This is a genomic window from Saccharibacillus sp. JS10 (assembly GCF_024436065.1).
Classification (GTDB): domain Bacteria; phylum Bacillota; class Bacilli; order Paenibacillales; family Paenibacillaceae; genus Saccharibacillus.
Genome location: NZ_JANFNS010000002.1, coordinates 712,970 through 733,921, shown reverse-complemented (window position 1 = coordinate 733,921; position 20,952 = coordinate 712,970). Strand labels below are relative to the sequence as shown.

General features: G+C 46.4%; 17 protein-coding genes. 2 read left to right on the top strand and 15 right to left on the bottom strand.

Annotated elements, in window-relative coordinates; genetic code table 11:
- Positions 1–16: 16 nt before the first annotated feature.
- The 8 genes from NOM90_RS08670 to NOM90_RS08635 form a co-directional block, all read right to left on the bottom strand.
- Complete coding sequence (locus NOM90_RS08670) at positions 17–3,670, bottom strand: DNA polymerase III subunit alpha (RefSeq protein ID WP_255941358.1); 3,654 nt, start codon at positions 3,668–3,670, stop codon at positions 17–19.
- Between the two features lie 31 nt (positions 3,671–3,701).
- The gene (locus NOM90_RS08665; RefSeq protein WP_255941357.1) at positions 3,702–5,036 is read right to left on the bottom strand and encodes a DRTGG domain-containing protein; all 1,335 of its coding nucleotides are present in this window, start codon (positions 5,034–5,036) and stop codon (positions 3,702–3,704) included.
- A 177-nt stretch (positions 5,037–5,213) separates the two neighbouring features.
- Positions 5,214–5,558 carry a YlbF family regulator gene (locus tag NOM90_RS08660; RefSeq protein WP_255941356.1) on the bottom strand — a complete coding sequence of 115 codons (345 nt, stop codon included), beginning with the start codon at positions 5,556–5,558 and terminating at the stop codon, positions 5,214–5,216.
- 66 nt (positions 5,559–5,624) lie between these two features.
- Entirely contained in the window at positions 5,625–6,317 is a 693-nt protein-coding gene (locus tag NOM90_RS08655; RefSeq protein ID WP_255941355.1) for an HAD family hydrolase, read from the bottom strand.
- Between the two features lie 37 nt (positions 6,318–6,354).
- Positions 6,355–7,728 carry a hemolysin family protein gene (locus NOM90_RS08650; RefSeq protein WP_255941354.1) on the bottom strand — a complete coding sequence of 458 codons (1,374 nt, stop codon included), beginning with the start codon at positions 7,726–7,728 and terminating at the stop codon, positions 6,355–6,357.
- A 33-nt stretch (positions 7,729–7,761) separates the two neighbouring features.
- Complete coding sequence (yfkAB, locus tag NOM90_RS08645) at positions 7,762–8,898, bottom strand: radical SAM/CxCxxxxC motif protein YfkAB (RefSeq protein WP_255941353.1); 1,137 nt, start codon at positions 8,896–8,898, stop codon at positions 7,762–7,764.
- Positions 8,899–9,007: 109 nt separating this feature from the next.
- A complete protein-coding gene (locus tag NOM90_RS08640; RefSeq protein ID WP_255941352.1) occupies positions 9,008–10,099 on the bottom strand; it encodes an HD-GYP domain-containing protein in 1,092 nt (363 codons plus the stop codon).
- Between the two features lie 82 nt (positions 10,100–10,181).
- The gene (locus NOM90_RS08635; RefSeq protein ID WP_255941351.1) at positions 10,182–11,618 is read right to left on the bottom strand and encodes a bifunctional metallophosphatase/5'-nucleotidase; all 1,437 of its coding nucleotides are present in this window, start codon (positions 11,616–11,618) and stop codon (positions 10,182–10,184) included.
- 424 nt (positions 11,619–12,042) lie between these two features.
- On the opposite strand from NOM90_RS08635, the gene NOM90_RS08630 reads away from it, so the two are divergent.
- Positions 12,043–13,092 (top strand): HD-GYP domain-containing protein, encoded by a 1,050-nt coding sequence (locus NOM90_RS08630; protein ID WP_255941350.1) that lies wholly within the window; start codon positions 12,043–12,045, stop codon positions 13,090–13,092.
- Positions 13,093–13,161: 69 nt separating this feature from the next.
- Here the strand turns inward: NOM90_RS08630 and NOM90_RS08625 are convergent, their stop codons facing one another.
- From NOM90_RS08625 to NOM90_RS08595, 7 genes are all read right to left on the bottom strand, one after another.
- Positions 13,162–13,734, bottom strand: coding sequence for a hypothetical protein (locus NOM90_RS08625; RefSeq protein WP_255941349.1), 573 nt, complete (start codon positions 13,732–13,734; stop codon positions 13,162–13,164).
- A 347-nt stretch (positions 13,735–14,081) separates the two neighbouring features.
- Complete coding sequence (gene sufB / locus NOM90_RS08620) at positions 14,082–15,479, bottom strand: Fe-S cluster assembly protein SufB (RefSeq protein WP_255941348.1); 1,398 nt, start codon at positions 15,477–15,479, stop codon at positions 14,082–14,084.
- Positions 15,480–15,497: 18 nt separating this feature from the next.
- The gene (gene sufU / locus NOM90_RS08615; protein ID WP_255941347.1) at positions 15,498–15,923 is read right to left on the bottom strand and encodes a Fe-S cluster assembly sulfur transfer protein SufU; all 426 of its coding nucleotides are present in this window, start codon (positions 15,921–15,923) and stop codon (positions 15,498–15,500) included.
- Positions 15,913–17,133, bottom strand: a complete 1,221-nt coding sequence (locus NOM90_RS08610; RefSeq protein ID WP_255941346.1) for a cysteine desulfurase — start codon at positions 17,131–17,133, stop codon at positions 15,913–15,915. The genes sufU and NOM90_RS08610 overlap by 11 nt, the downstream gene beginning before the upstream one ends.
- The gene (sufD, locus tag NOM90_RS08605; RefSeq protein WP_255941345.1) at positions 17,133–18,434 is read right to left on the bottom strand and encodes a Fe-S cluster assembly protein SufD; all 1,302 of its coding nucleotides are present in this window, start codon (positions 18,432–18,434) and stop codon (positions 17,133–17,135) included. The genes NOM90_RS08610 and sufD overlap by 1 nt, the downstream gene beginning before the upstream one ends.
- A 32-nt stretch (positions 18,435–18,466) precedes the next feature.
- A complete protein-coding gene (gene sufC, locus NOM90_RS08600) occupies positions 18,467–19,255 on the bottom strand; it encodes a Fe-S cluster assembly ATPase SufC (protein ID WP_255941344.1) in 789 nt (262 codons plus the stop codon).
- A 288-nt stretch (positions 19,256–19,543) separates the two neighbouring features.
- Positions 19,544–20,008: a Dps family protein gene (locus tag NOM90_RS08595; RefSeq protein WP_255941343.1), complete on the bottom strand. Its 465-nt coding sequence runs from the start codon at positions 20,006–20,008 to the stop codon at positions 19,544–19,546.
- A 313-nt stretch (positions 20,009–20,321) separates the two neighbouring features.
- Here NOM90_RS08595 and NOM90_RS08590 point away from each other — a divergent pair, with 313 nt between their 5' ends.
- A complete protein-coding gene (locus tag NOM90_RS08590) occupies positions 20,322–20,846 on the top strand; it encodes a hypothetical protein (protein WP_255941342.1) in 525 nt (174 codons plus the stop codon).
- The last annotated feature ends 106 nt before the right edge of the window (positions 20,847–20,952 follow it).

Here is a 20,952-nt window from a genome sequence, read left to right as displayed (position 1 = left end):
TGATCTTGATATCTAGTTATTTGACCTTAACCGTTCCAGATCCAAGCAGCATTTCCATCTGCTCAAATAGTTCCGGCGACGGTTGAATCCGGTATGCTTCGCTAAGCGCAATCAACTTCTGCGTATCTTCGTAAAAAAGAAGGGTCGGCATCGTTCCCGGGTGACTTTGCAGCAGATTTTTGAGCGTCTCCAGCAATTCTGGATTGCGTCGATCTGCTGTAATCTTCACGAAAAGACGTTGCGGCGACGATTCTTGCTGCACGGCAGCGGCGGCTGCACCGCTGACTCCGTCACTAGCAGGTTGCTGCGCCTTCGTGTTGGGCGCGGCTGCTTTCGCTTTAGAAGATTGCGGCGTAGCCGCTTTCGAAGCAGCTGCGCCAGGTTTTGCGGATCGGCTTGAAGATGCCGAAGACGACGCTTTGCTTTGAGCGGTTGCAGCGCGCCCAGCGCTTCGGGCAAGAAGGCTTTGCACTGCTTCTTCGCCAAGCGGAAGAACGGTGTCAGCGAGCAGCTTGAAGCCTTCGTCTTGTTGCTGCACTTTGGCGCGTAGTGCAACTAAAGCGCCGGGCTGCAACGCGTCTTGGCTTCGTTTCCAGACTTCGGGGAATAAAACCAATTCGCAACGTTCAATCTGATCTTCGATCTCGGCGAACGCCATTGCTTTGCCTTGCTTGGTCGTAATCGTTTTGAGCGAGACGACCATTCCTGCTGTCACGGTATAACTCTCGTCTGGCGCTTCGCCAAGCTCCATCAGCTTTTGCGCGCCTGTTTCGCTGAGCAGTCGGTCATAGTCGTCTAGCGGATGCCCCGACAAATATAATCCGAGCAGTTCGCGTTCAAAATCGAGTTGTTCGGTTGCGGTATAATCGCGAACATTCGGATATTCGATTTCCCAATTCGGCGTTTCGATAAAATCGAACATTTGGATTTGGAAATCTTCGCGCTCTTTGCGCCACTTCGTCGCGGCATCTAATGCTTCATCCAGCATCGCCAAAAGCTGAGCGCGATGCCCCGGAACAGAATCAAATGCACCTGCTTGAATTAACGCTTCGATCACACGGCGATTACAAATCTTAGGATCGACGCGCCGGCAAAAATCGAGCAGACTTTCAAAAGGCTGCTTGGTACGTTCTTCGATGATATTACGAATCGCATTCGTGCCGACATTTTTGATCGCCGCTAAGCCAAATCGCAAGCTCGGCACGCCGTCTTCATCGGATGGCGTGAACAGCATCCCGCTTTTGTTGACGTCAGGCGGCAACACCGGAATATTCATCCTCCGAGTCTCTACCACATACTCGGCAACTTTACGATGATTTCCGGTTACAGCGGCTAACATCGAAGCCATAAATTCAACCGGGTAATGCGCTTTGAGATATGCCGTCTGGAAAGCCAATACGCCATAAGCAGCCGCGTGAGCACGAGGGAACCCATAATCGGCAAAACGTACGATCATATCGTACACGTTGTTGGCATCGTCTTCGCTATACTGCTGACCGATACTGCCTTGTACAAAGTGTTCGCGTTCTTGATCCAAAGTCTCGCGCTTTTTTTTCGATACCGCTCGGCGAAGCAAATCGGCTTCGCCCAGCGAAAATCCTGCCATCGTCGAAGCGATCTGCATAATCTGTTCTTGATACACGATAATGCCATGCGTATCTTCCAGAATGGGACGCAAATCTTCATGCGGATAATGAGCCGTCACATTGCCGTGCTTGACTTGAATATAGTTAGAAATAAACTCCATAGGACCCGGACGATACAAAGCGACGACCGAAATAATATCTTCGATGACCGAAGGTTTCATTTCTTTCATCACGCGCCGAATCCCCGGCGACTCTAACTGGAATACGCCTGTCGTATCGCCCCGCCCAAGTAGCTCGTACGTACCCGGATCGTTTTCCGATACCTTTTTAAAATCGACCGGTGCTCCTTCTCGATCTGCGATCCAATTTTGACAACGCTCGATGATCGATAGTGTACGTAGCCCCAAAAAGTCCATTTTGAGCAGCCCAACCGCTTCCAGACTTTCCATCGGATATTGTGTGAGCGCTGTTTTTTCTCCGCCTTCTTGTAGAGGAACATAGTCCGTCAAATCTCCGCGCGCAATCACGACACCTGCTGCGTGGGTAGAAGCATGGCGTGGCATCCCTTCGACGCGAAGCGCGGTTTCGATCAGCTTCTTAGTATCCGGAGATTGCTCGACTCTTTCGCGCAGCGCTGTATTTTGCGTTAACGCTTTGTCGATCGTCATGCCGACTTGAACCGGAATCATTTTCGCTGTTTTATCGACTTCTCCATAAGGCAGAGCTAAGACTCGACCGACATCGCGCACAGCGGCGCGTGCCGCCAATGTACCAAAAGTGATAATCTGCGCTACCCGATTAGATCCATACTTATCGGTGACATAAGCAATAACTTCATCGCGGCGTTCGTCGCTAAAATCGATATCGATATCGGGCATCGTAATCCGAGCCGGATTCAAAAATCGTTCGAACAATAGATTGTATTTAATCGGATCGACATCCGTGATATTCAATGTGTAAGCGACCAAACTACCTGCCGAAGATCCCCGGCCGGGTCCTGTGACAATGCCTTGCTCATGCGCATAACGAATAAAATCCCATACGATCAAAAAATAATCAGAAAATCCCATTGTCCCGATCACGCCAAGTTCATACTCCAGACGTTCATTCAATTTGCTGCGATATGCCGAATCGTTCCATTCAGAATGTCCGCTGTAGCGATTCTCCAGACCTTGGTTACATAAATCAATCAAATATTGATGCGGTGTTTTGCCTTCGGGCAAAGGTTCATAAGCAGGTAAAATCGAGTGACCCAGTTCTAATTCAAGCTCGCATTCATCGGCAATCTTGGCGGTATTGGCAAGAGCTTGAGGCAGATGAGGAAATAATTTCGCCATCTCCTCGCCGCTTTTCAAATACAACTGACGCGTCGGAATACGGAAACGTTCTTCGTCTTCCATCGTTTTGCCGGTTCCGATACAGATCAGAACATCTTGAATCTCCGCATCCGGTTCCTTCAGGTAATGCGAGTCGTTCGTTGCGATCAATTCCACGCCGATCTCTTCTGCGAGGGCAATCAGCATAGGATTGACTTTTTTCTGTTCGGTTAAACCGTGATCTTGTAGTTCGATATAAAAATTTTCGCCGAAAATTTCTTTGTAACGCAGTGCGGCAAGCTTGGCTTCTTCTGGGCGTCCGTTCAAAAAATGCTGCGGAATCTCGCCGCCGATACAAGCACTGGTACAAATAATCCCTTCGCTATGCTGACGCAGCACTTCGCGATCGATTCTTGGCTTGTAATGAAAGCCTTCCAAATGACCGATCGAACACATTTTCATCAGATTGCGATACCCGACTTCGTTTTTTGCCAGCAGCAGCAAGTGATAGATCGGTTGTTCTTTGCGACTGCCCCGTTCATGCCGGGAATCCGACGTATAATACGCTTCAAACCCGAGAATCGGCTTGATACCGGCTGCACGGCAAGCTTTATAAAATGGAATCGCGCCGTACATGACGCCGTGATCGGTCAACGCTAGCGACTTCATGCCTTGCTCCGCCGCGCGTTCTACCAGTTCCTTGATCCTCGCCGCTCCATCGAGCAGACTGTATTCGCTGTGCACATGCAGATGGACAAAATCGTTCATGCAGACGTTCCCCCTTTTCGTGTAATCAATTTTAGGCGTTTTCGATCGAATGTAGCGTCATCATCGCTTTGGCTACCAGTTGTTCCTCATGTGAAATCGCAATTTCCAAACGACAAATCCGGCGTCCGACTTCCAACACGAGCGGCATGACGGTCACGGCGTCTTCGATCTGAACCGGCCGAATAAAATACGTGCTCATATTGTCGACGACATAATCGTTGCCGCTATAATCTTTTGCCATCCGAAGCGCGGCTTGAATCATCACTGAAGTCATCACGCCTTCAGAAATGGTTCCGAGATCGGTCGCCATCTGCGGCGTAATAAATCCATGGAAAAACAACCGCCCTTCGGCGTCTCGTTCTTCGGCGAATCCATTCCAGATCAGATGATCGAATGTCTCGCCCAGACTGCTTTGCTCACGGGCATCTCGCATCGCTTGAAGCACTTCGCGGCGTGTTAATACGCCTGCAAGCTTGCGATTCCGATCGACGACCGGCAAAAAATCGATCCCTTCCCACGTCATGATCTGCGCCGCCGAAGCGAGCGATGTGAGCAGCCCTGCTGTCACCGGATTACGTACCATCGCACGTTCGATCATATGCCCAGGTTCTAAAGTTTCTACGTCTTTGCGGCTCAGAATGCCCAAGACTCGGTTCCATTCGTCGGTGACCGGAATACTCGTTGTGCCCGTACGTTCAGCAAGACGCCAAAAATCTGCGGCGGTATGGTTCGTTTTGAGTGAATACGGCTTAGGCTTGAGTCCTACTAAATCTTCAACCAACATAATTTTCTTTTTGATCAACCGATCAAAAATCGCTCGGTTGATCATTGAAGCGACCGTGAACGTATCATGCCGAGACGAAATGATAGGCAGCCCCAGACGGTCTGCTAGACTTTTCACTTCGCGGCTGGTTCCAAATCCACCTGTAATCAATACACCGGCTCCATGCTCGATTGCAAGCGAATGGGCATTTTCCCGGTTCCCGACAATCAGCAAGCTTCCTGTATCGATATAACGAGCCATTGCGTCGATTTCCATTGCTCCGATCACATATTTGTTCAAGGTGATCGATAGCCCTGCATTACCGCCGAGTACATGGCCTTCTACGATGTCCACGACATCCGCAAACGTCAATTGATCGGTAATATTGCGGGGTTTTTTCTCAACGCGAACGGTTCCGATCCGTTCTTTGGTAATGACGATGCCGAGCGTCTCTGCTTCTTTGACGGCACGGTATGCCGTACCTTCGCTAACGCCCAACTCTTTTGCAAGTTTGCGGACGGAGATCTTCGTGCCGATTTTAAGCTGCTCAATATGCTGTAGCAGTTGTTCGTGCTTCGTCACGGTCTGTTCATGCCCTTCCAACTGTTGTACTCCTCCCCAAAAATCTGTATTAGACTGTAATACTTATTATACCATAATTATACGGTTTTAAACTTGTCCGAACTGTGCTAAAAAAACGAAAAGCTCCGTTCCCATAGAAGGAAACGGAGCTAAATCGATCGTATTTATAAGGCTACATTCTAATCAGATCTAACAAAATTAAAGAGGATCGTACATATTCGCCAAGCTATCGGAAATGATCTTGTTCACGTCTTGAATGATTACGCTCAGGCGTTGTTCGGATTCGAACAACCGACGAATATTCAAATTCAAGCTCAACACTTCAAACAACTTCTCCATCTGTTCCATCTCGTCTTGCGGAGGAACTTCGCCGCTCATTACGCGCTGTTGAATATTCATTTGGCGCGTACGGAAATCGTCCAACATACGCTTGCTTTCCGGATCCGCTTCGATCAATTTCAGTGCTGCGGTAATATCTTGAACTTCTTGACTTTCTTGAAGCGATTTTGCGAGTTCGTTAGCTTGATCATAAACGTTAGTCATGGTGTCGTTCTCCTTTTTTCGGGTTAGACCCGTATCTTTTTTGGATTCGTTGAAAAATGAAAGTTCTTAAGCAGAAGGGGCTTGATCATACAGATCAATTAATTGATTGAAGTCTGCAATCAACACATCCGCATCTTCTAATTCTTGATTCGCGCCAAATTCGGCATACGCGCAGCCAATAACGCCAAGCCCATTGCCGCGACCGGCTTGCACGTCGGACGAGCGATCGCCAACCATCCATGCGCTTTTGACATTATGCGTCTCAAGCAATTTTTCGACGAGCAATACTTTGGTTGCGGTCTGGTATTCTCCGGCGCTATATTGCGATTCGAACAACTCTTCCAAGCCAAGCTGCGCAGACACCCCTTTAACATACCCTTCAAGACCGTTACTTGCGACAAATAGTCGTACTCCGCGATCACGAAGTTGCTCAAGGGTACGTTTTACATCCGGATAGAGCAGCGGTTCGCCGCTTTTTAACACTTCAAGTTGTAATTCAAGCAGCAATTCATTGGCGCGATTATGAACCTTTTCGTCAGCATTCGGAATCACAAGCTTCCAAATATCTTCAAGTAGCATGCCGAGACCGCCTAAAATCAAACTTTCTGGCGGCGTTTCTCCTTCATGTAGACCTTCTGCTCTCAAAATATCGAACATCTGATGATAAGCCGGAAGCAAAATCGTTTCAGTCTGGAACAATGTACCGTCCATATCGAAGATCATTGCTTCTGGTTTTTGTAAACCGGTTGCTGTCTGCATCGTTCACTTCACCCTCTCGTCAAAGCCCTATACCTGATTACTCGTCGCTTTGCTCATTTTCGTCTTTGTTTGTTCCGTTTTCTTCATCTTCTTCGCTTTCTTCATGCGGTTTGTGAATATGCACCCGAGTGATGCGTAACCGCTCTGCTTCGGCAACTTCGAATCGGAAACGACCAAACTCTACGATCTGCCCCGGTAACGGATTGCCTTCAAGCTCCTTAAACATCCAGCCGCCGATCGAATCGACTTCTTCGTCATCGATCCCGGCTCCGGTCAAATCATTCACGTCTTCAATCAACAACCGACCTTCGACCGACACGACATCGCCGATCACTTCGACTTCCGGTCGTTCGTTTTCAAACTCGTCATACAAATCGCCAACGATTTCTTCCAAAATCTCTTCTGCTGTCAGCAACCCTGCGGTTCCGCCGTACTCATCGACAACGAGGGTCAACTGCGCTCTTTTTTGCTGCATCAAACGAAGCACGTGGCTGATCTCCATCGATTCCGGTACATTCAAGATCGGACGTACCAATTTACGCAAATTCGGCTCTGTGCCTTGCGGCCACAGCAGCACATCCGTGATATGCACAAAACCAATAATTTGGTCTTTATCTTCAATCGCAACCGGATAACGCGAATGGCGCGTTTCTCGAATGATCTTCATATTTTCTTTTAAAGGCAAATTGACGTACAGACAGTCCATATCGGTTCGCGGCAGCATCACTTCGCGCGCCAGCATATCGGAAAAGTCGAAAATATTGTCCATCAATTTGACTTCTTCCAAGTCGATTGCACCGCTTTTCGCACTTTGATTCATCAAAATACGAATTTCTTCTTCCGAGTGCGCCACATCGCCTTCTCCGGCAGGTTGAATCCCGAAAATACGCAGAAAAGCATTAGCCGCATGGTTCAGTAACCAAATAACCGGCAAAAACACATAATAGAATACAAGAAGCGGCCCAGCTAGAGCCAGCGAAGTGCCTTCGGACTTCTGAATCGCCAGCGATTTTGGAGCCAGTTCACCCAACACAATATGCAAAAATGTAATAATCGCAAAGCCGAGCGCGACCGAAATTCCTGTGATCAGCGTCGGATCGCTAAATCCCAACTGATACATCAACGGCTGAACCAACAACTCAGATACCGCAGGTTCGCCCAACCAACCAAGTCCCAGCGAGGTTAACGTAATCCCAAGCTGCGTTGCCGATAAGTACGCGTCCAGACGGTTCGCAACTTTCAGCGCATAAGGCGCAAAGCGGTTACCTTCGCTCTCAAGCTGCGTCAAACGAGAATGACGAACTTTAACGAGCGAAAATTCTGCTGCAACGAATACGCCGTTTAATAATACCAACAATAAAACTAAAAACAGATTAAAAGCTAACCTACCAAACTCTATGTGCTCTTCCAATGAAATCTCCTCTTTTCTTCAAATCTATACCGCTTAATCCAAAATAGCGCGGCGTGATTTGAAATCGACTCCTTTGTAATACATATCAGCTACCAGTAGGTTCGGTCCACAGCAACCTGCCGCATCGCAATGACAATTGACCGTACGATTGAGCGGATGGCGCGTTGTCCATTCTTCGAAAATATCGTCCAGATTGTCTTTATATACGCTTCCGAAAGATGGAATTGCTGCAAAGTCAGTCACGAACACTTCGCCCGTAAACATATTCACGTTAACGCGGTTACGTCCGTCTGGATCGTTACGTACGGTAACGTTTTTGGCGCTGTACAGACGACGTAACAATTCACGCTCTTCATCACTGCTTCCGCAAGCAAAGATCGGTAATGTTCCGAACAGCATCCATACATCTTCATTACGATGATCCAATAGATCATGAATCGCAATTCGCATTTCATCTAGCGACAATACCGGAAGATTCGCTGCAAAAGCCGACGGATACATCGGATGCACTTCATGACGACGACAACCCATATCGAGAATCGCTTGGTGCATTTGCGGCAAATGTTTGTGGGTACGGAAGTTAATCATCGTTTCTGCTGAAATTAACATTCCGGATTGACTTAGACTTTTGGCATTGTCGATCATGCGGTTGTACATCTTCTCAGCCGCAGCAAACGGAACAGGATGCCCGCTGTTAGCAAATCCGGTCTCATGGAAACTTTCCGGTCCTGTGTAGTTGAACGAAATGTGCATCACGTCCAAATACGGCAGCAGTTTTTCGTAACGCTCCAAATCCAACGTCAGATTGGAATTGATCTGCGAACGAATCCCACGCTCTTTGGCGTAACGAAGCAGCGGCACAATCACATTGTCGACAGTCTGGCGGCGGAAAGAAGGCTCACCTCCGGTAATGCTAATCGTCTCCAAATGTTCCACTTCGTCCAAACGGCGAAGCATCAGATCGAGCGGAATCATATCCGGCTCGTTCATCACCAATGTATCGCCTACCGCACAATGTTCGCAGCGCATATTACATAAGTTTGTGACCGTCATTTCCACGCTCGTTAAGCGATGTCGTCCGTGCTCACGGAGCGAACGAATCGGATCCCACGGATCATACTCTGGAGATAAATCGCGAATTTGACGACCACTGTTATTAAATACTGTCATGTTGACCACCTTTATAAGTAAAAAACTGATTTCGAACCCCTACATAAGTCATGTTAGAAGCGTTTAACTAGAGAACCTACTTTTCTTTATATAACCGTTTTATTGATCATCAGTCGGCAATTTTTTGAACCATTGTGGATAAATGAAGGGATAGATCCAGTTCGTAAGGTTGCACACTTTGACCTTCACTGCCTTCAAAGATCCGAACAATAGGACGATTTGGCGTTTTCGGCGGAACGCTTGTCACGACCCCGGTCTCGCCTGTACTAAGCTTAACGGTAAGGCCCACTGGATACAATGCGACTTTGTCGCGGAACACTTCGAGCTTGCGCTGATCATATTGGGTACCTGATCCGCCATACAAAATATCGACCGCTTCATGAGGTAACATTCCTCGTCGGTAGACCCGGTTCGTCGTCATCGCATCATACGAGTCGGTAATCGCGATCCATTTGGCGTAATCATGAATTTCTTGATCGCGGATACCGCGCGGATAACCGCTCCCGTCCAAACGTTCATGATGTTGAAAAGCGCAATGTGCGGCAAGTAACGGGACAAACGGTTCGTCTTTCAACATCGCATACCCTAGTTCGGTATGACGTTTCATTTCGGTAAATTCATCATCGGTCAATCTTCCCGGCTTCATCAAGACTTCAGGAGCGATCTGAGTCTTTCCGATATCATGCAGCAAAGAACCCATCCCGAGTGTAAATAACTCTTCGCGAGAATATCCAGCTGCCATGCCCAAGGTCAATGTATACAGACATACATTAAACGAATGAGCATATAAATAATGATCCGTCGTATGAATATCTCCTAGCATAATCAATACGTCTTCTCTTGACCCTAGATCATTCAAAATGTCTTCGGTCATTTTGCGAAAACTGTACCCCAGATGCGGATACGACATCTTCCCTACTCGATCGTTCATCATACTTCGATAAACGGTACGAATTTGTTTTACCGCCTGGCGCCTTGTCTCTTCAGAAATCATCTCCGGCAATACGATGTCGTCGGTCAACTCATCTTGAATATACAACATGTCGACTTTTAAATGTTCTAATCTGCGAAGAATCGAAGCTGTCAATTCCGCACCTTCAGCCAACAGCGTTAACCCTTCTTCGTTATAAATCCGTTTTCCCAGCTTCATGCCAGGCTGTACTTTTCTGGTCGACAACAGGCGCACAAACTTCCACTCCATTTAAGCCTACTCATTTTACCATTCGTGTCCGCTACAAAGCGTAGCAGATTGCGGTAACGAGGGCTGTTGATATTTTTTTATCTTATACTTGTGTCCATCGGAGTGCTGACGCTTCGCTCACCGCACCTGGACGCCCTAACTCTAATCGCAATAAATCGCGCAAAAACTCAGGCAATATAAACGATTTGTCTGTTCCACGACTGAGCGTTTCGTATCCTGCACCGAATGTAAACATATCCAGCGTGCCAACTCGGTACGACTCGTCCGGCTCGATCACTCGATCTGATGTACGAGCTTCGATGATTCGTGAATAAGGTGGAGCTTCTAGGTCGTAAAGTACGGATAGACCATCGGTACATAATCCGCCTAACCGCTCTCCTCTAAATCCGAATCCCGTCAGCTTTTTTTCGGTATATTCCGGTAACAAAGATTGCTCCAAACTTCGCAGAATATCCCGACCTTGCAAAGTGACGACACACGGATTGATCGGTGATGGGCATAACGCATGGAGCATTCCTTCGGTAATCTCTCCCGGAGGGAGCGAACCGAGTACTTGACCGGAATTCACCAGCGAAAATTCGCCGCCCGCAAAATGTCGAACCGACTGGGCAAGCAGATTGCCTAGCTCTGATTCTTTTTCGTAATCGACATCAAGTTCTCGCTCAGACACCGCTGCTATACGCTTCAAATTCTGCAACGCTTCTTCATGATGGATTGCAATAACGCGGTCAAGCTCAGGATCAGAAAAAGCAGACTCATTCAGTTCAACTAATTCTGCATGAACGACTGTACATATTTTCGAATTTCGATTCCGTTCAATATGAATTTTCCCGATATGCCGTCCAAATTTACCTGCCGCACATACCAGTGTTCGTTCAATCCAGATCGGTTCTGTTAATAAGTGATGCGTATGCCCACCTAGAATCAAATCAATGCCTTCGACCATCCCGGCAATACGTTCATCCGACGGAAGACCTAGATGAGAAAGAAGCACAACGACATCGACTTGCTGACGCAATTCATTGACCTGCTCCTGAAGATGCGCAAAAGGATCAAGCACATGTACGCCAAGCAACCGATAAAAATCAGCAAAAGGTGCGGTAAGACCTAATATGCCGATCTTAAAGTCTCCGGATTCCACGACAGCATGAGTTTGTAACCATGTTGGAATCGAACCATCCGCCATCTGAATATTCCCGCATACAACCGGGCAATTTAGTTCAGCATACACGTCTCCAAGCTGCTCGGGTGTAAACGTCAATCCTTCATTATTACCAATTGTGATCGCGTCGTATCCAGACCGATTTAAAACATTGATATTGGCTGCGCCGAGACTACCTTCTGTCTCAATCGCCATTCGATCCATATGGTCGCCTATGTCGAGTGTGCATACCGGCTTTCCTTGTGCTTTTTCCGCAGCGATAAAAGCAGCAATCTTGCCCATCTGCTCGAAATGACTGTGAAGATCATTGGTATGCAGAATAGTCAACGTATCGACTTCTTCTATTGTTGAGCCCATTGAAGCCGTCCTCCTTCGGACTTCGATTCAAATCGATTACCAACCTGGCGATGTTTCGCCTATGCAAGCATTTTAACATGACAAAGGTCACTGGAAAAGAATAAGACCTTACTGTTACACATGGTATCGATATGAAACTTATCGTAATTAGAAAAAGTTTAAAGAAAAATAAGACTTTTTTGCATGTGTATGATTAAATTGTCTATAGATTTGCACTCCAAATTCGTAAACGAGTATGATATATTGAGAAAGCTAACATTGTATTTTGCTTGTCATGATAAGCTCAAACAAATCGGAGTGCTTATGCCGATATACGAGTTAGACATTCTCTGTCGAATTTTGGCATAGAGATTTTAATCCTTTAAACGTCTCCACCGTTTGTCCGCAGCATCTGTTCGTTATAAATAGAAAGGAGACAATGCTTTTGAAAGTTCATGTTACCGACCTCAAACCAGGCGCCCGCCTGCTCGCCGATACTTTTAATCGACACGGCGTACACATTCTTGCCAAAGGCACGGCTCTACACGACGCAGAAATTGCTCGCCTTGTTCAACACAGTATCGATTATGTCGAAGTTCAACACGATATGGAAAACTCTACACCCCGTTCGGCGGCTTACTTTTTCCCGGAAATCAAATCAACTTTCGACGATGCTGTTCTCATGTTCGAATCTCTTTTTCATGAATCGATGACAACCGGTACTTTCGATAGTGCACTGGTCGAAGATATGATGCAACCGCTATTTAATGTATTGGCTTCTCAAAAAGATGCGGTCGCGTTGTTGCTACTGCTGAATCGAGATGCGAACTACACGTATGTTCATTCTATGCAAGTGGGTATGCTATCTTATTATTTGGCTCTTTGGCTTGGACATCCCCATGACGAAGCTTCAGCAATTTGCCAAGCAGGTTATCTGCACGATATCGGCAAATCGACGATTCCGAGCGAAATTTTGAATAAACCGGACCGACTCACGCGTGAAGAATACGAAATTGTAAAAACGCATACGGTAAACGGATATGAAATCATTCGAAATTCTTTAGGTGATACGGTCGCTGCGACCGCCGCTTTGCAACATCACGAACGCGGAGATGGTACCGGTTATCCTTACGGAATCACTGAAGAAGAAATGCACCCGTGGTCACGAATTATCGCTGTTGCGGATGTATATAGTGCAATGACCAGCAATCGTGTGTATCAAGACAAACAAGAACTGATTAATGTGTTAAAAGAATTGTATGCGATGAGCTTTGGACAATTGTCAGCTGAACCTACACATACCTTTATCCGAAATATGCTGCCTTACTTCATTAATAAAAAAGTTCGGCTTACGAATGGCGAAGTGGGTTATATTGTGATGAATCATCCCACCGACTTTTTCCGTCCGCTGATTCGGGTGAGCGATCGTTTTATTGATCTAGCGACCGAGCGTGATTTGGATATCGAAGAAGTATTACCAGAAAATCAATCTTAAGTTTCGCTATCATTCAGCAGAAAAAACACGTATCCGCTTAAAAGCGAGCACGTGTTTTTTTATTTTCTATTATTTCTTCAGCACCAGCTTGAACGTCGCTGCGTTTACATCTTCGTCTTTCGACGCTACATAACGATTCAACAACTTTTGCGATTGAATCATGGCACTTGGCGTGTCTGTGCCTGTTTCTTTCCAGAAGTTTTGAAGCAGCTCATAGAGATTACCATATTTGCCTGCGCCTTCTGCAAGGAAGAAATAAGCAACTTCGCTACCGCGTGGCTTCAATTGACGTTCAGCATGGCTGTTGTGGTCGTAGGTGCACACTTCGACATCACCATTCGCGTTCACACCGCCAAATGCCGTCATAATCGATTTTCCTTTTTCCGAAAAACCAGACAATGTCATTTGTAAAATAACCAAAATACGGTCGTAAGGCGTACCTTCGACCAGCAGATCTTTGACGTGCTTCACAATGACAGCACGTGCTTCACGATCTCCTCCAGCGATTGCAATAAATTCACGTTCTCCTACTTTGACAACTTGCTCTTCCGGCTGCGGTGTATGTTCCGAACCGGCTGCAGCGCCATTGTCGCACATCACGGTTATAAATTTTTCTTTTGCGATTACGGAAATGAAACTCATCTTCTTATACTCCTCCTTCTTTAAAACACGTATGTAAATGGCTCTTCTCGCGTCAAATGCCAAACGACGGCAGCCGCCATCAGACAACTTTGGACGAAAGCGACAATTCTTATGCGCCATATGCGTACATGTCGTAGCCAAACTAATTCGGCATCGTCAAACGAATTCCTGCCCGTTGTACAAATTTAAAAGAAAATGCCAACTTGTTTAGTATACCAGATAACCGGGTTGTAGAGCGAGTTGTAAAATTTAGCCCTTTTAAAGACTGGGGAAAACCTAAGAAAAAAGAGGCAGCCCGAAAGCTACCTCTTTGCGCTTGGTTGATTCAAAAGATAAAAGGAATCGGATTAACCGATCGAGCCTTCCATTTCGAACTTGATCAAACGGTTCATTTCGACCGCATACTCCATCGGCAGTTCTTTCGTGAACGGCTCTATAAAGCCCATAACGATCATTTGCGTGGCTTCGTTCTCGCTCAGACCCCGGCTCATCAAGTAGAAGAGTTGGTCTTCGGAGACTTTGGATACTGTCGCTTCGTGCTCCAGCATCACATCATCGTTTAAGATTTCGTTGTACGGAATCGTATCCGATGTGGATTGGTTATCCAAGATCAACGTATCACATTTGATATTGGACTTCGCACCGGTCGCTTTGCGTCCGAAGGAAGCCAGACCTTGATACGTTACTTTGCCGCCATGTTTACTGATCGATTTGGAAATGATCGTCGATGTCGTATCTGGAGCCAAGTGGATCATTTTCGCACCTGCGTGCTGATGCTGATCTTTACCGGCAACCGCGATCGACAATACCGAACCTTTCGCGCCGCGTCCTTTAAGAACAACAGCCGGGTATTTCATCGTCAGTTTCGAACCGATGTTACCGTCAACCCATTCCATATTGGCGTTTTCTTCTGCAACTGCACGTTTTGTAACGAGGTTGTAGATGTTGGACGACCAGTTTTGGATCGTTGTATAACGAACACGAGCGTCTTTTTTGACAATGATCTCAACGACCGCACTGTGCAGCGAGTTGGTGCCGTATACCGGAGCTGTACAGCCTTCAACATAGTGTACGAAGCTGCCTTCGTCGGCAATGATCAGTGTACGTTCGAATTGACCCATGTTTTCCGAGTTGATTCGGAAGTAAGCTTGCAAAGGAACTTCGCATTTTACGCCTTTTGGTACATAGATAAAGCTACCGCCAGACCATACCGCACTGTTCAATGCCGCGAACTTGTTATCGGATGGTGGAATAACTTTGGCAAAATGCTCTCTCAAGATTTCCGGGTGCTCTCTGAGCGCCGTATCGGTATCCATAAAGATTACGCCTTGGTCTTCCAACTCTTTTTGCATATTGTGATAAACGACTTCGGATTCGTACTGAGCCGATACACCTGCGAGGAACTTTTGTTCCGCTTCTGGAATACCGAGCTTGTTGAACGTTTCCTTGATTTCGCTTGGTACTTCTTCCCACGTTTTACTTTGTCCTTCGGACGGTTTTACGTAGTACTGAATATCGTCGAAGTTCAATTCGCTCAGATCGCCGCCCCAAGTAGGCATCGGCATTTTTTGGAATTGTTCGAACGATTTCAGACGGAAGTCCAGCATCCATTCTGGTTCGTTTTTCATTTTCGAAATCGAGATTACGATCTCTTTTGTTAAGCCTTTACCGCTTTTGTAAATCGACTCGTGTTCATCGCGAAAACCATATTGGTACTCGTCGCTAACTGGTGCTTGTTTAGCCATGTCGATTCCTCCCTTTCGTTAGTGGGCTTCCCGTTCAATACCTTTGCGCAGAGCGTTCCAAGCCAAGGTTGCGCATTTGATACGCGCAGGGAATTTATTGACTCCCGACAGTGCTTCGATGTCTTCGTACTCTTCAAATTCGACAGACTCACCTTTCATCAAAGAAGAAAAACGTTCTGCCAATTCAAGAGCTTCAGGTAATGTTTTATCTTTGACCGCTTCGGTCATCATGGACGCGGAAGACATACTGATGGAGCAGCCGTCGCCTGTGTAACGGGCGTTTTTGACTTTTCCGTCTTCCAGTTGAAGTTGAAGCGAAATTTTGTCGCCACAAGTCGGATTATTGAGATCGATCGTGACGCCTTCGTCTTCGAACTTGCCTTTATTCCGCGGGTTTTTGTAGTGATCCATAATGACGCGACGGTACAGATCGTCAAGTTGCATCTCCAAAATACTCCTTTGTTCGGATCAAGGCGTCGATCAGACGGTCGATGTCTTGTTCGTTATTATACAGATAAAAGCTTGCGCGTGCTGTCGAACTCACTTCTAACCAACGCATCAGCGGTTGGCAGCAGTGATGACCGGCACGGATCGCAACGCCGTAAGAATCAAGTACAGTCGCCACATCGTGCGGATGCACATCATTCAAGTTGAATGTGACAATACCGACTTTGCGCTGCTGCGGACCGTAGACTTGCAGACCTTCGATTTCTTGAATACGCTGCATGGCATACATTGCAAGCTTGTGCTCATGTGCTGCGACGTTATCCATGCCGAGTTCATTCAGAAAATCAATAGCTGCGCCTAATCCTACTGCACCTGCAATAATCGGCGTGCCGCCTTCAAAACGCCACGGAAGATCTTTCCATGTCGATTCGTAAAGACCGACATCATCGATCATCTCGCCGCCGAATTCGACCGGCTCCATCTTTTCAAGCAGCGCTTTTTTGCCATACAAAGCACCGATACCGGTTGGCGCACACATTTTATGACCGGACAGTGCGTAAAAATCGCAATCCAGATCTTGCACATCCACTTTCATATGCGGCGTGCTTTGTGCACCGTCCACTACGATCACCGCTCCATGTCGATGCGCGAGCGCTCCGATTTCTTTCACCGGATGCACAACGCCCATAACGTTGGATACATAAGCAATTGCCACGATTTTCGTTTTGTCGGTAATGACTTTGGCTGCTGCTTCAATATCGATGGTTCCATCTGGATTCGGTTCGATATATTTAAGAACTGCACCTTTTCGTTTGGCAAGTTGCTGCCACGGAATCAGATTACTATGGTGTTCAATCGGCGTAAGTACAATTTCGTCGCCTTCATTCACATTGGCATCGCCGTAAGAAGAAGCGACTAAATTGAGCCCGGTTGTCGTGCCCCGATTGAATACGATCTCTTCAGGATGAGCTGCGCCGATAAAAGCAGCGACTTTTTCCCGAGCGCCTTCGTAAGCATCGGTTGCGCGACTACCCAGCGTATGCACACCACGGTGTACATTCGAGTTGTCTAATTCATAGTAACGACGTACCGCATCAATAACAGCGCGCGGCTTTTGCGAAGTCGCAGCGCTATCCAGGTAAACAAGCGGATGCCCATTTACTTCTTGCTGCAGAATCGGGAATTGTTCCCGAACCGAGGCGTTCATTACTGCCCCAGCTTTCTTTCGACGATACGCTGCAAACGAGTACGCAGCAGTTCGAGTGGGATTTCCGCAATGATTGGCGCCAAGAAACCATAGATGATCAGACGCTCCGCGTCCAATTTGGAAATACCGCGTGACATCAGGTAGTACACTTGCTCTGGGTTTACTTTACCTACAGAAGCTGCGTGCCCTGCCATAACGTCGTCTTCATCGATCAGCAAGATCGGGTTCGCATCGCCACGAGCTCCTGGGCTAAGCATCAATACTTTTTCTGTTTGCTGACCGTTTGCTTTTGTCGCTCCGTGTTCGATCTTCGTAATGCCGTTGATGATCGCTTGCGCTTCTTCACGCATTACAGCACGTGTGAACATATCGCTTTCGGAAGATTTACCAAAGTGAACGGCACGCGTCGTATAGTTGATTTTTTGCGAACCGGAACCAATTGCGATGATCTTCGCATCGGAATGCGTACCGTTACCGTTCAGCGAAGTCGCTGTATCCGCAATAGTATCGCCATCGTTCATTTCGCCAACGATCCATTCGATATCTGCATCGTTGCCAAGCAGTGCACGGCGGTACGAAATATCGGTTACTTCTTTGCCGAATTGGTGAACCGTTGCATATTGAACTTTTGCACCGTCCATCGCAATAACTTCGACGACTCCGTTATGCAGCAATTTGCCATTCAGATCTGTCGATACGTAGTTGTCTACGTAAGTGACACGGCTGTTTGCATCCGCTACAACCAAAATATGCGGAGCGAATGTTGCCGAAGCATCGTCTGTCAAGAATACCGCTTGCAGCGGCACTTCAAGCTCAACGTTTTTCGGTACGTACAAGAAAACGCCGCCTGTCCATGCCGCGTAATGCAGCGCCGACACTTGATGTTCGCTTGTTTTTACAGCAGTACCCAGATGTTTTTTGACGAGCACTTCATGTTCGCGTGCAGCCGTCTCCAAATCCATAAAGATAACGCCTTTAGCGCGCAGTTCTTCGGACAACTCCGTGTATACGACGCCGGAGTTGTGCTGCACGATCAAGTTGTGCGTTCCTTCTTCGACGAATTCTTTCGTTGCAGCAGGTAAGTCGTCTCTCGATGCGAGAGTCGAACTTGCTTTAAACGCGCCGTAGGCACTCAAGTCCCAACGGTCGAGTTTGGTTTTTTCCGGTTTTGGCAGTTCCAACGAACCTGCCAACTCCAACGCTTCCAGGCGACGTGCGGTTAACCATGCAGCTTCGCCGCGAGTTTCCGCCCATTCCTTAATCTGCGCGGCTTGTACCGGAAGAATGGTTTGCAGTGTCATAATTGGTGTTCCTCCTTCCGTTTGAGTTTAGATTAAGCTTCTTGTTCTTGTCCGACAGTCTCGTCTGTAATGCCGAGTTCTTCTTTGATCCAATCGTAACCATCTTGCTCCAGACGTGCTGCAAGTTCAGGTCCGCCGGATTTTACGATACGACCTTGCATCATAACGTGTACAAAGTCGGGAGTAATATAGTTAAGCAAACGTTGATAGTGCGTGATGATCAGGAATCCACGATCTTCGGATCTCATTTCGTTCACGCCTGCCGCTACGATACGCAAAGCGTCGATATCCAGACCGGAGTCGATTTCGTCAAGAATGACGATTTTCGGATCAAGCATCATCATTTGCAGAATTTCGTTACGTTTTTTCTCACCACCGGAGAAACCTTCGTTCAGGTAACGGTGTGCAAACTCAGGGTTCATTTCGAGCCCTTTCATGCTGCTTTCCATTTGACGAATAAATTTGATCAACGAAATTTCGTTGCCTTCGCCTCGACGAGCATTGATTGCGCTGCGCAAGAAGTCGGAGTTCGTTACGCCAGCGATTTCGCTTGGATATTGCATCGCGAGGAACAGACCTGCCAGAGCACGTTCGTCCACGCCCATTTCCAATACGTCTTCACCGTTAAGCGAAGCCGAACCTTCTGTTACTTCATACTTCGGATGTCCCATCAATGCAGACGCCAATGTACTTTTACCTGTACCGTTTGGACCCATGATTGCGTGGATTTCTCCACCTTTCATTTCCAAATTGATACCTTTCAAAATCTCTTTGCCTTCGATTTCCGCTTTGAGTCCTTCGATGACGAAATTAGTTGCCATATGCAGCGTCCCTCCAGAAATATAATAGTGAATCCGTAATCTCTTTTTGACCAACCGTTTTAATCAAAATAATTATAACCTTGTAATGATTATAAACTGATTATCGTCGATACTCAATTTATTTTACCTGAATTTAATATGCAGTTCAACGAATCCACCTATATTTAAAAATTAAACCATCCAATTCATCTTGTTTAACAGGAAATTCTCCTGTAATAAGTAAAACCCGATCCAAAAGGATCGGGTTAAGTAGACTTGGCATCTGCCAAAGTCTTACATGATTGAATTTTAGTGTCCCAGGAATGCACGAAGCATCCACATATGTTTCTCGAGATCTTGTTTCATTGCGATCAACATATCGCTTGTTGCTTGGTCATGTGCTTCTTCTGCAAGCTCCAGACCTTCTTGCATTTCTTCAGCTACGGTTGCAAAGTCTTCGATCAGCGTTTGTACCATGGTACGATGATCTTCGCCGCCTGCGGCTTCTTGAATGCTCGAAATCTCCAGATATTCTTTCATTGTAGCTGCTGGGCTAGCTTTGATCGAGAGCATACGCTCTGCAATTTCGTCCATTTTTTCAGTCACTTCATTATAGAGTTCTTCAAACTTCACATGCAGCGTGTAAAAGTTTTCGCCTTTTACGTACCAATGGAAGTTGTGAATTTTAACGTAAAGAACATTCAAATTCGCAACCTGACGGTTCAGAATTTCTTCGATTGTTTTAGCTTGTGCTTCCGTTTTTGTTTTATCCATGAGTAATCCCTGCTTTCGTGTAAGTTTTAATTGAGAATTAAAAAAGTCATTCCTGTACGGCAATCCAATTTCGTTTCGCCGTTTCTAGTTACCTTTTACCCGTACAAAAATCGGTCGAAACAAACAAAAGAATCTATAAAAAGATCTGCGGAACGTTTATTCCCTTCATTCCAGTAAACTGGATATTTTTTATGGGGTTCTAGAGTCTCTAGGACTAGGATTATGAAAAAAGTCATGCTATTATGAATGAATTACAGATTACACTTTTTAATAATCTGAAATTTAATTTTCTATAATAAAGACCGGGGGAATTATGAACACTAAGACAACGCAAGAACGTTCTGGATTTTTATTCAATGTTGATATTCTAATAGACGGTTCGACAAACGCCCAAGCTCTACAGTCCCTTCTGGCTATGCTGAACGCCTCGGACAAGGTCGTCGATCTTCGTGTGAATTCGGGTATCGAACTCGGCAAAATCATCGAAGATTCGTTGTCCAATCTCAAAACGAATTACGTTGAGAAATCTAAAGCGGGTCTTTCCTCGGCAAAAGGATTACAAATTAAAAGTGCTGCGGCTGCCGAGAGTGCACCTAAAGTAGAAGCTAAACCTCCGCAACCTGCCTCGTATTTGACGCCTGACGATATTCGCGAAAGCATCGCCAAAAATCGTTTGGTTCGATTAATTGTAAATAAACCGGGCGGCAATCGTCTGAGTATTCCTTGTCGGATTCTAAATTTCGACGAAAATGCTCAAATGTTGAGCGTCTATCATGTCGATGAAAAGCAAGTTTATAGTTTTTCGCTGAACGAAATTGACGAATTGACCGGTCAGTAACTTCCGGTTCTGTAGACTATCGCAATATATCTTATCATGCAAAAGACCGACCGAACAATTCATGTTCAATCGGTCTTTTTTGTTTACTGCTTTTCAAAAACCATGC

Bases quoted from the DNA above. Each gene is read 5' to 3' on its own strand.
- sufC (WP_255941344.1), bottom strand. From the start codon at position 19,255: ATGGCAACTAATTTCGTCATCGAAGGACTCAAAGCGGAAATCGAAGGC.
- NOM90_RS08595 (WP_255941343.1), bottom strand. From the start codon at position 20,008: ATGGATAAAACAAAAACGGAAGCACAAGCTAAAACAATCGAAGAAATT.
- sufB (WP_255941348.1), bottom strand. From the start codon at position 15,479: ATGGCTAAACAAGCACCAGTTAGCGACGAGTACCAATATGGTTTTCGC.
- sufD (WP_255941345.1), bottom strand. From the start codon at position 18,434: ATGACACTGCAAACCATTCTTCCGGTACAAGCCGCGCAGATTAAGGAA.
- NOM90_RS08670 (WP_255941358.1), bottom strand. From the start codon at position 3,670: ATGAACGATTTTGTCCATCTGCATGTGCACAGCGAATACAGTCTGCTC.
- sufU (WP_255941347.1), bottom strand. From the start codon at position 15,923: ATGCAACTTGACGATCTGTACCGTCGCGTCATTATGGATCACTACAAA.
- NOM90_RS08590 (WP_255941342.1), top strand. From the start codon at position 20,322: ATGAACACTAAGACAACGCAAGAACGTTCTGGATTTTTATTCAATGTT.
- yfkAB (WP_255941353.1), bottom strand. From the start codon at position 8,898: ATGACAGTATTTAATAACAGTGGTCGTCAAATTCGCGATTTATCTCCA.
- NOM90_RS08610 (WP_255941346.1), bottom strand. From the start codon at position 17,133: ATGAACGCCTCGGTTCGGGAACAATTCCCGATTCTGCAGCAAGAAGTA.
- NOM90_RS08640 (WP_255941352.1), bottom strand. From the start codon at position 10,099: ATGGAGTGGAAGTTTGTGCGCCTGTTGTCGACCAGAAAAGTACAGCCT.
- NOM90_RS08635 (WP_255941351.1), bottom strand. From the start codon at position 11,618: ATGGGCTCAACAATAGAAGAAGTCGATACGTTGACTATTCTGCATACC.
- NOM90_RS08655 (WP_255941355.1), bottom strand. From the start codon at position 6,317: ATGCAGACAGCAACCGGTTTACAAAAACCAGAAGCAATGATCTTCGAT.
- NOM90_RS08660 (WP_255941356.1), bottom strand. From the start codon at position 5,558: ATGACTAACGTTTATGATCAAGCTAACGAACTCGCAAAATCGCTTCAA.
- NOM90_RS08625 (WP_255941349.1), bottom strand. From the start codon at position 13,734: ATGAGTTTCATTTCCGTAATCGCAAAAGAAAAATTTATAACCGTGATG.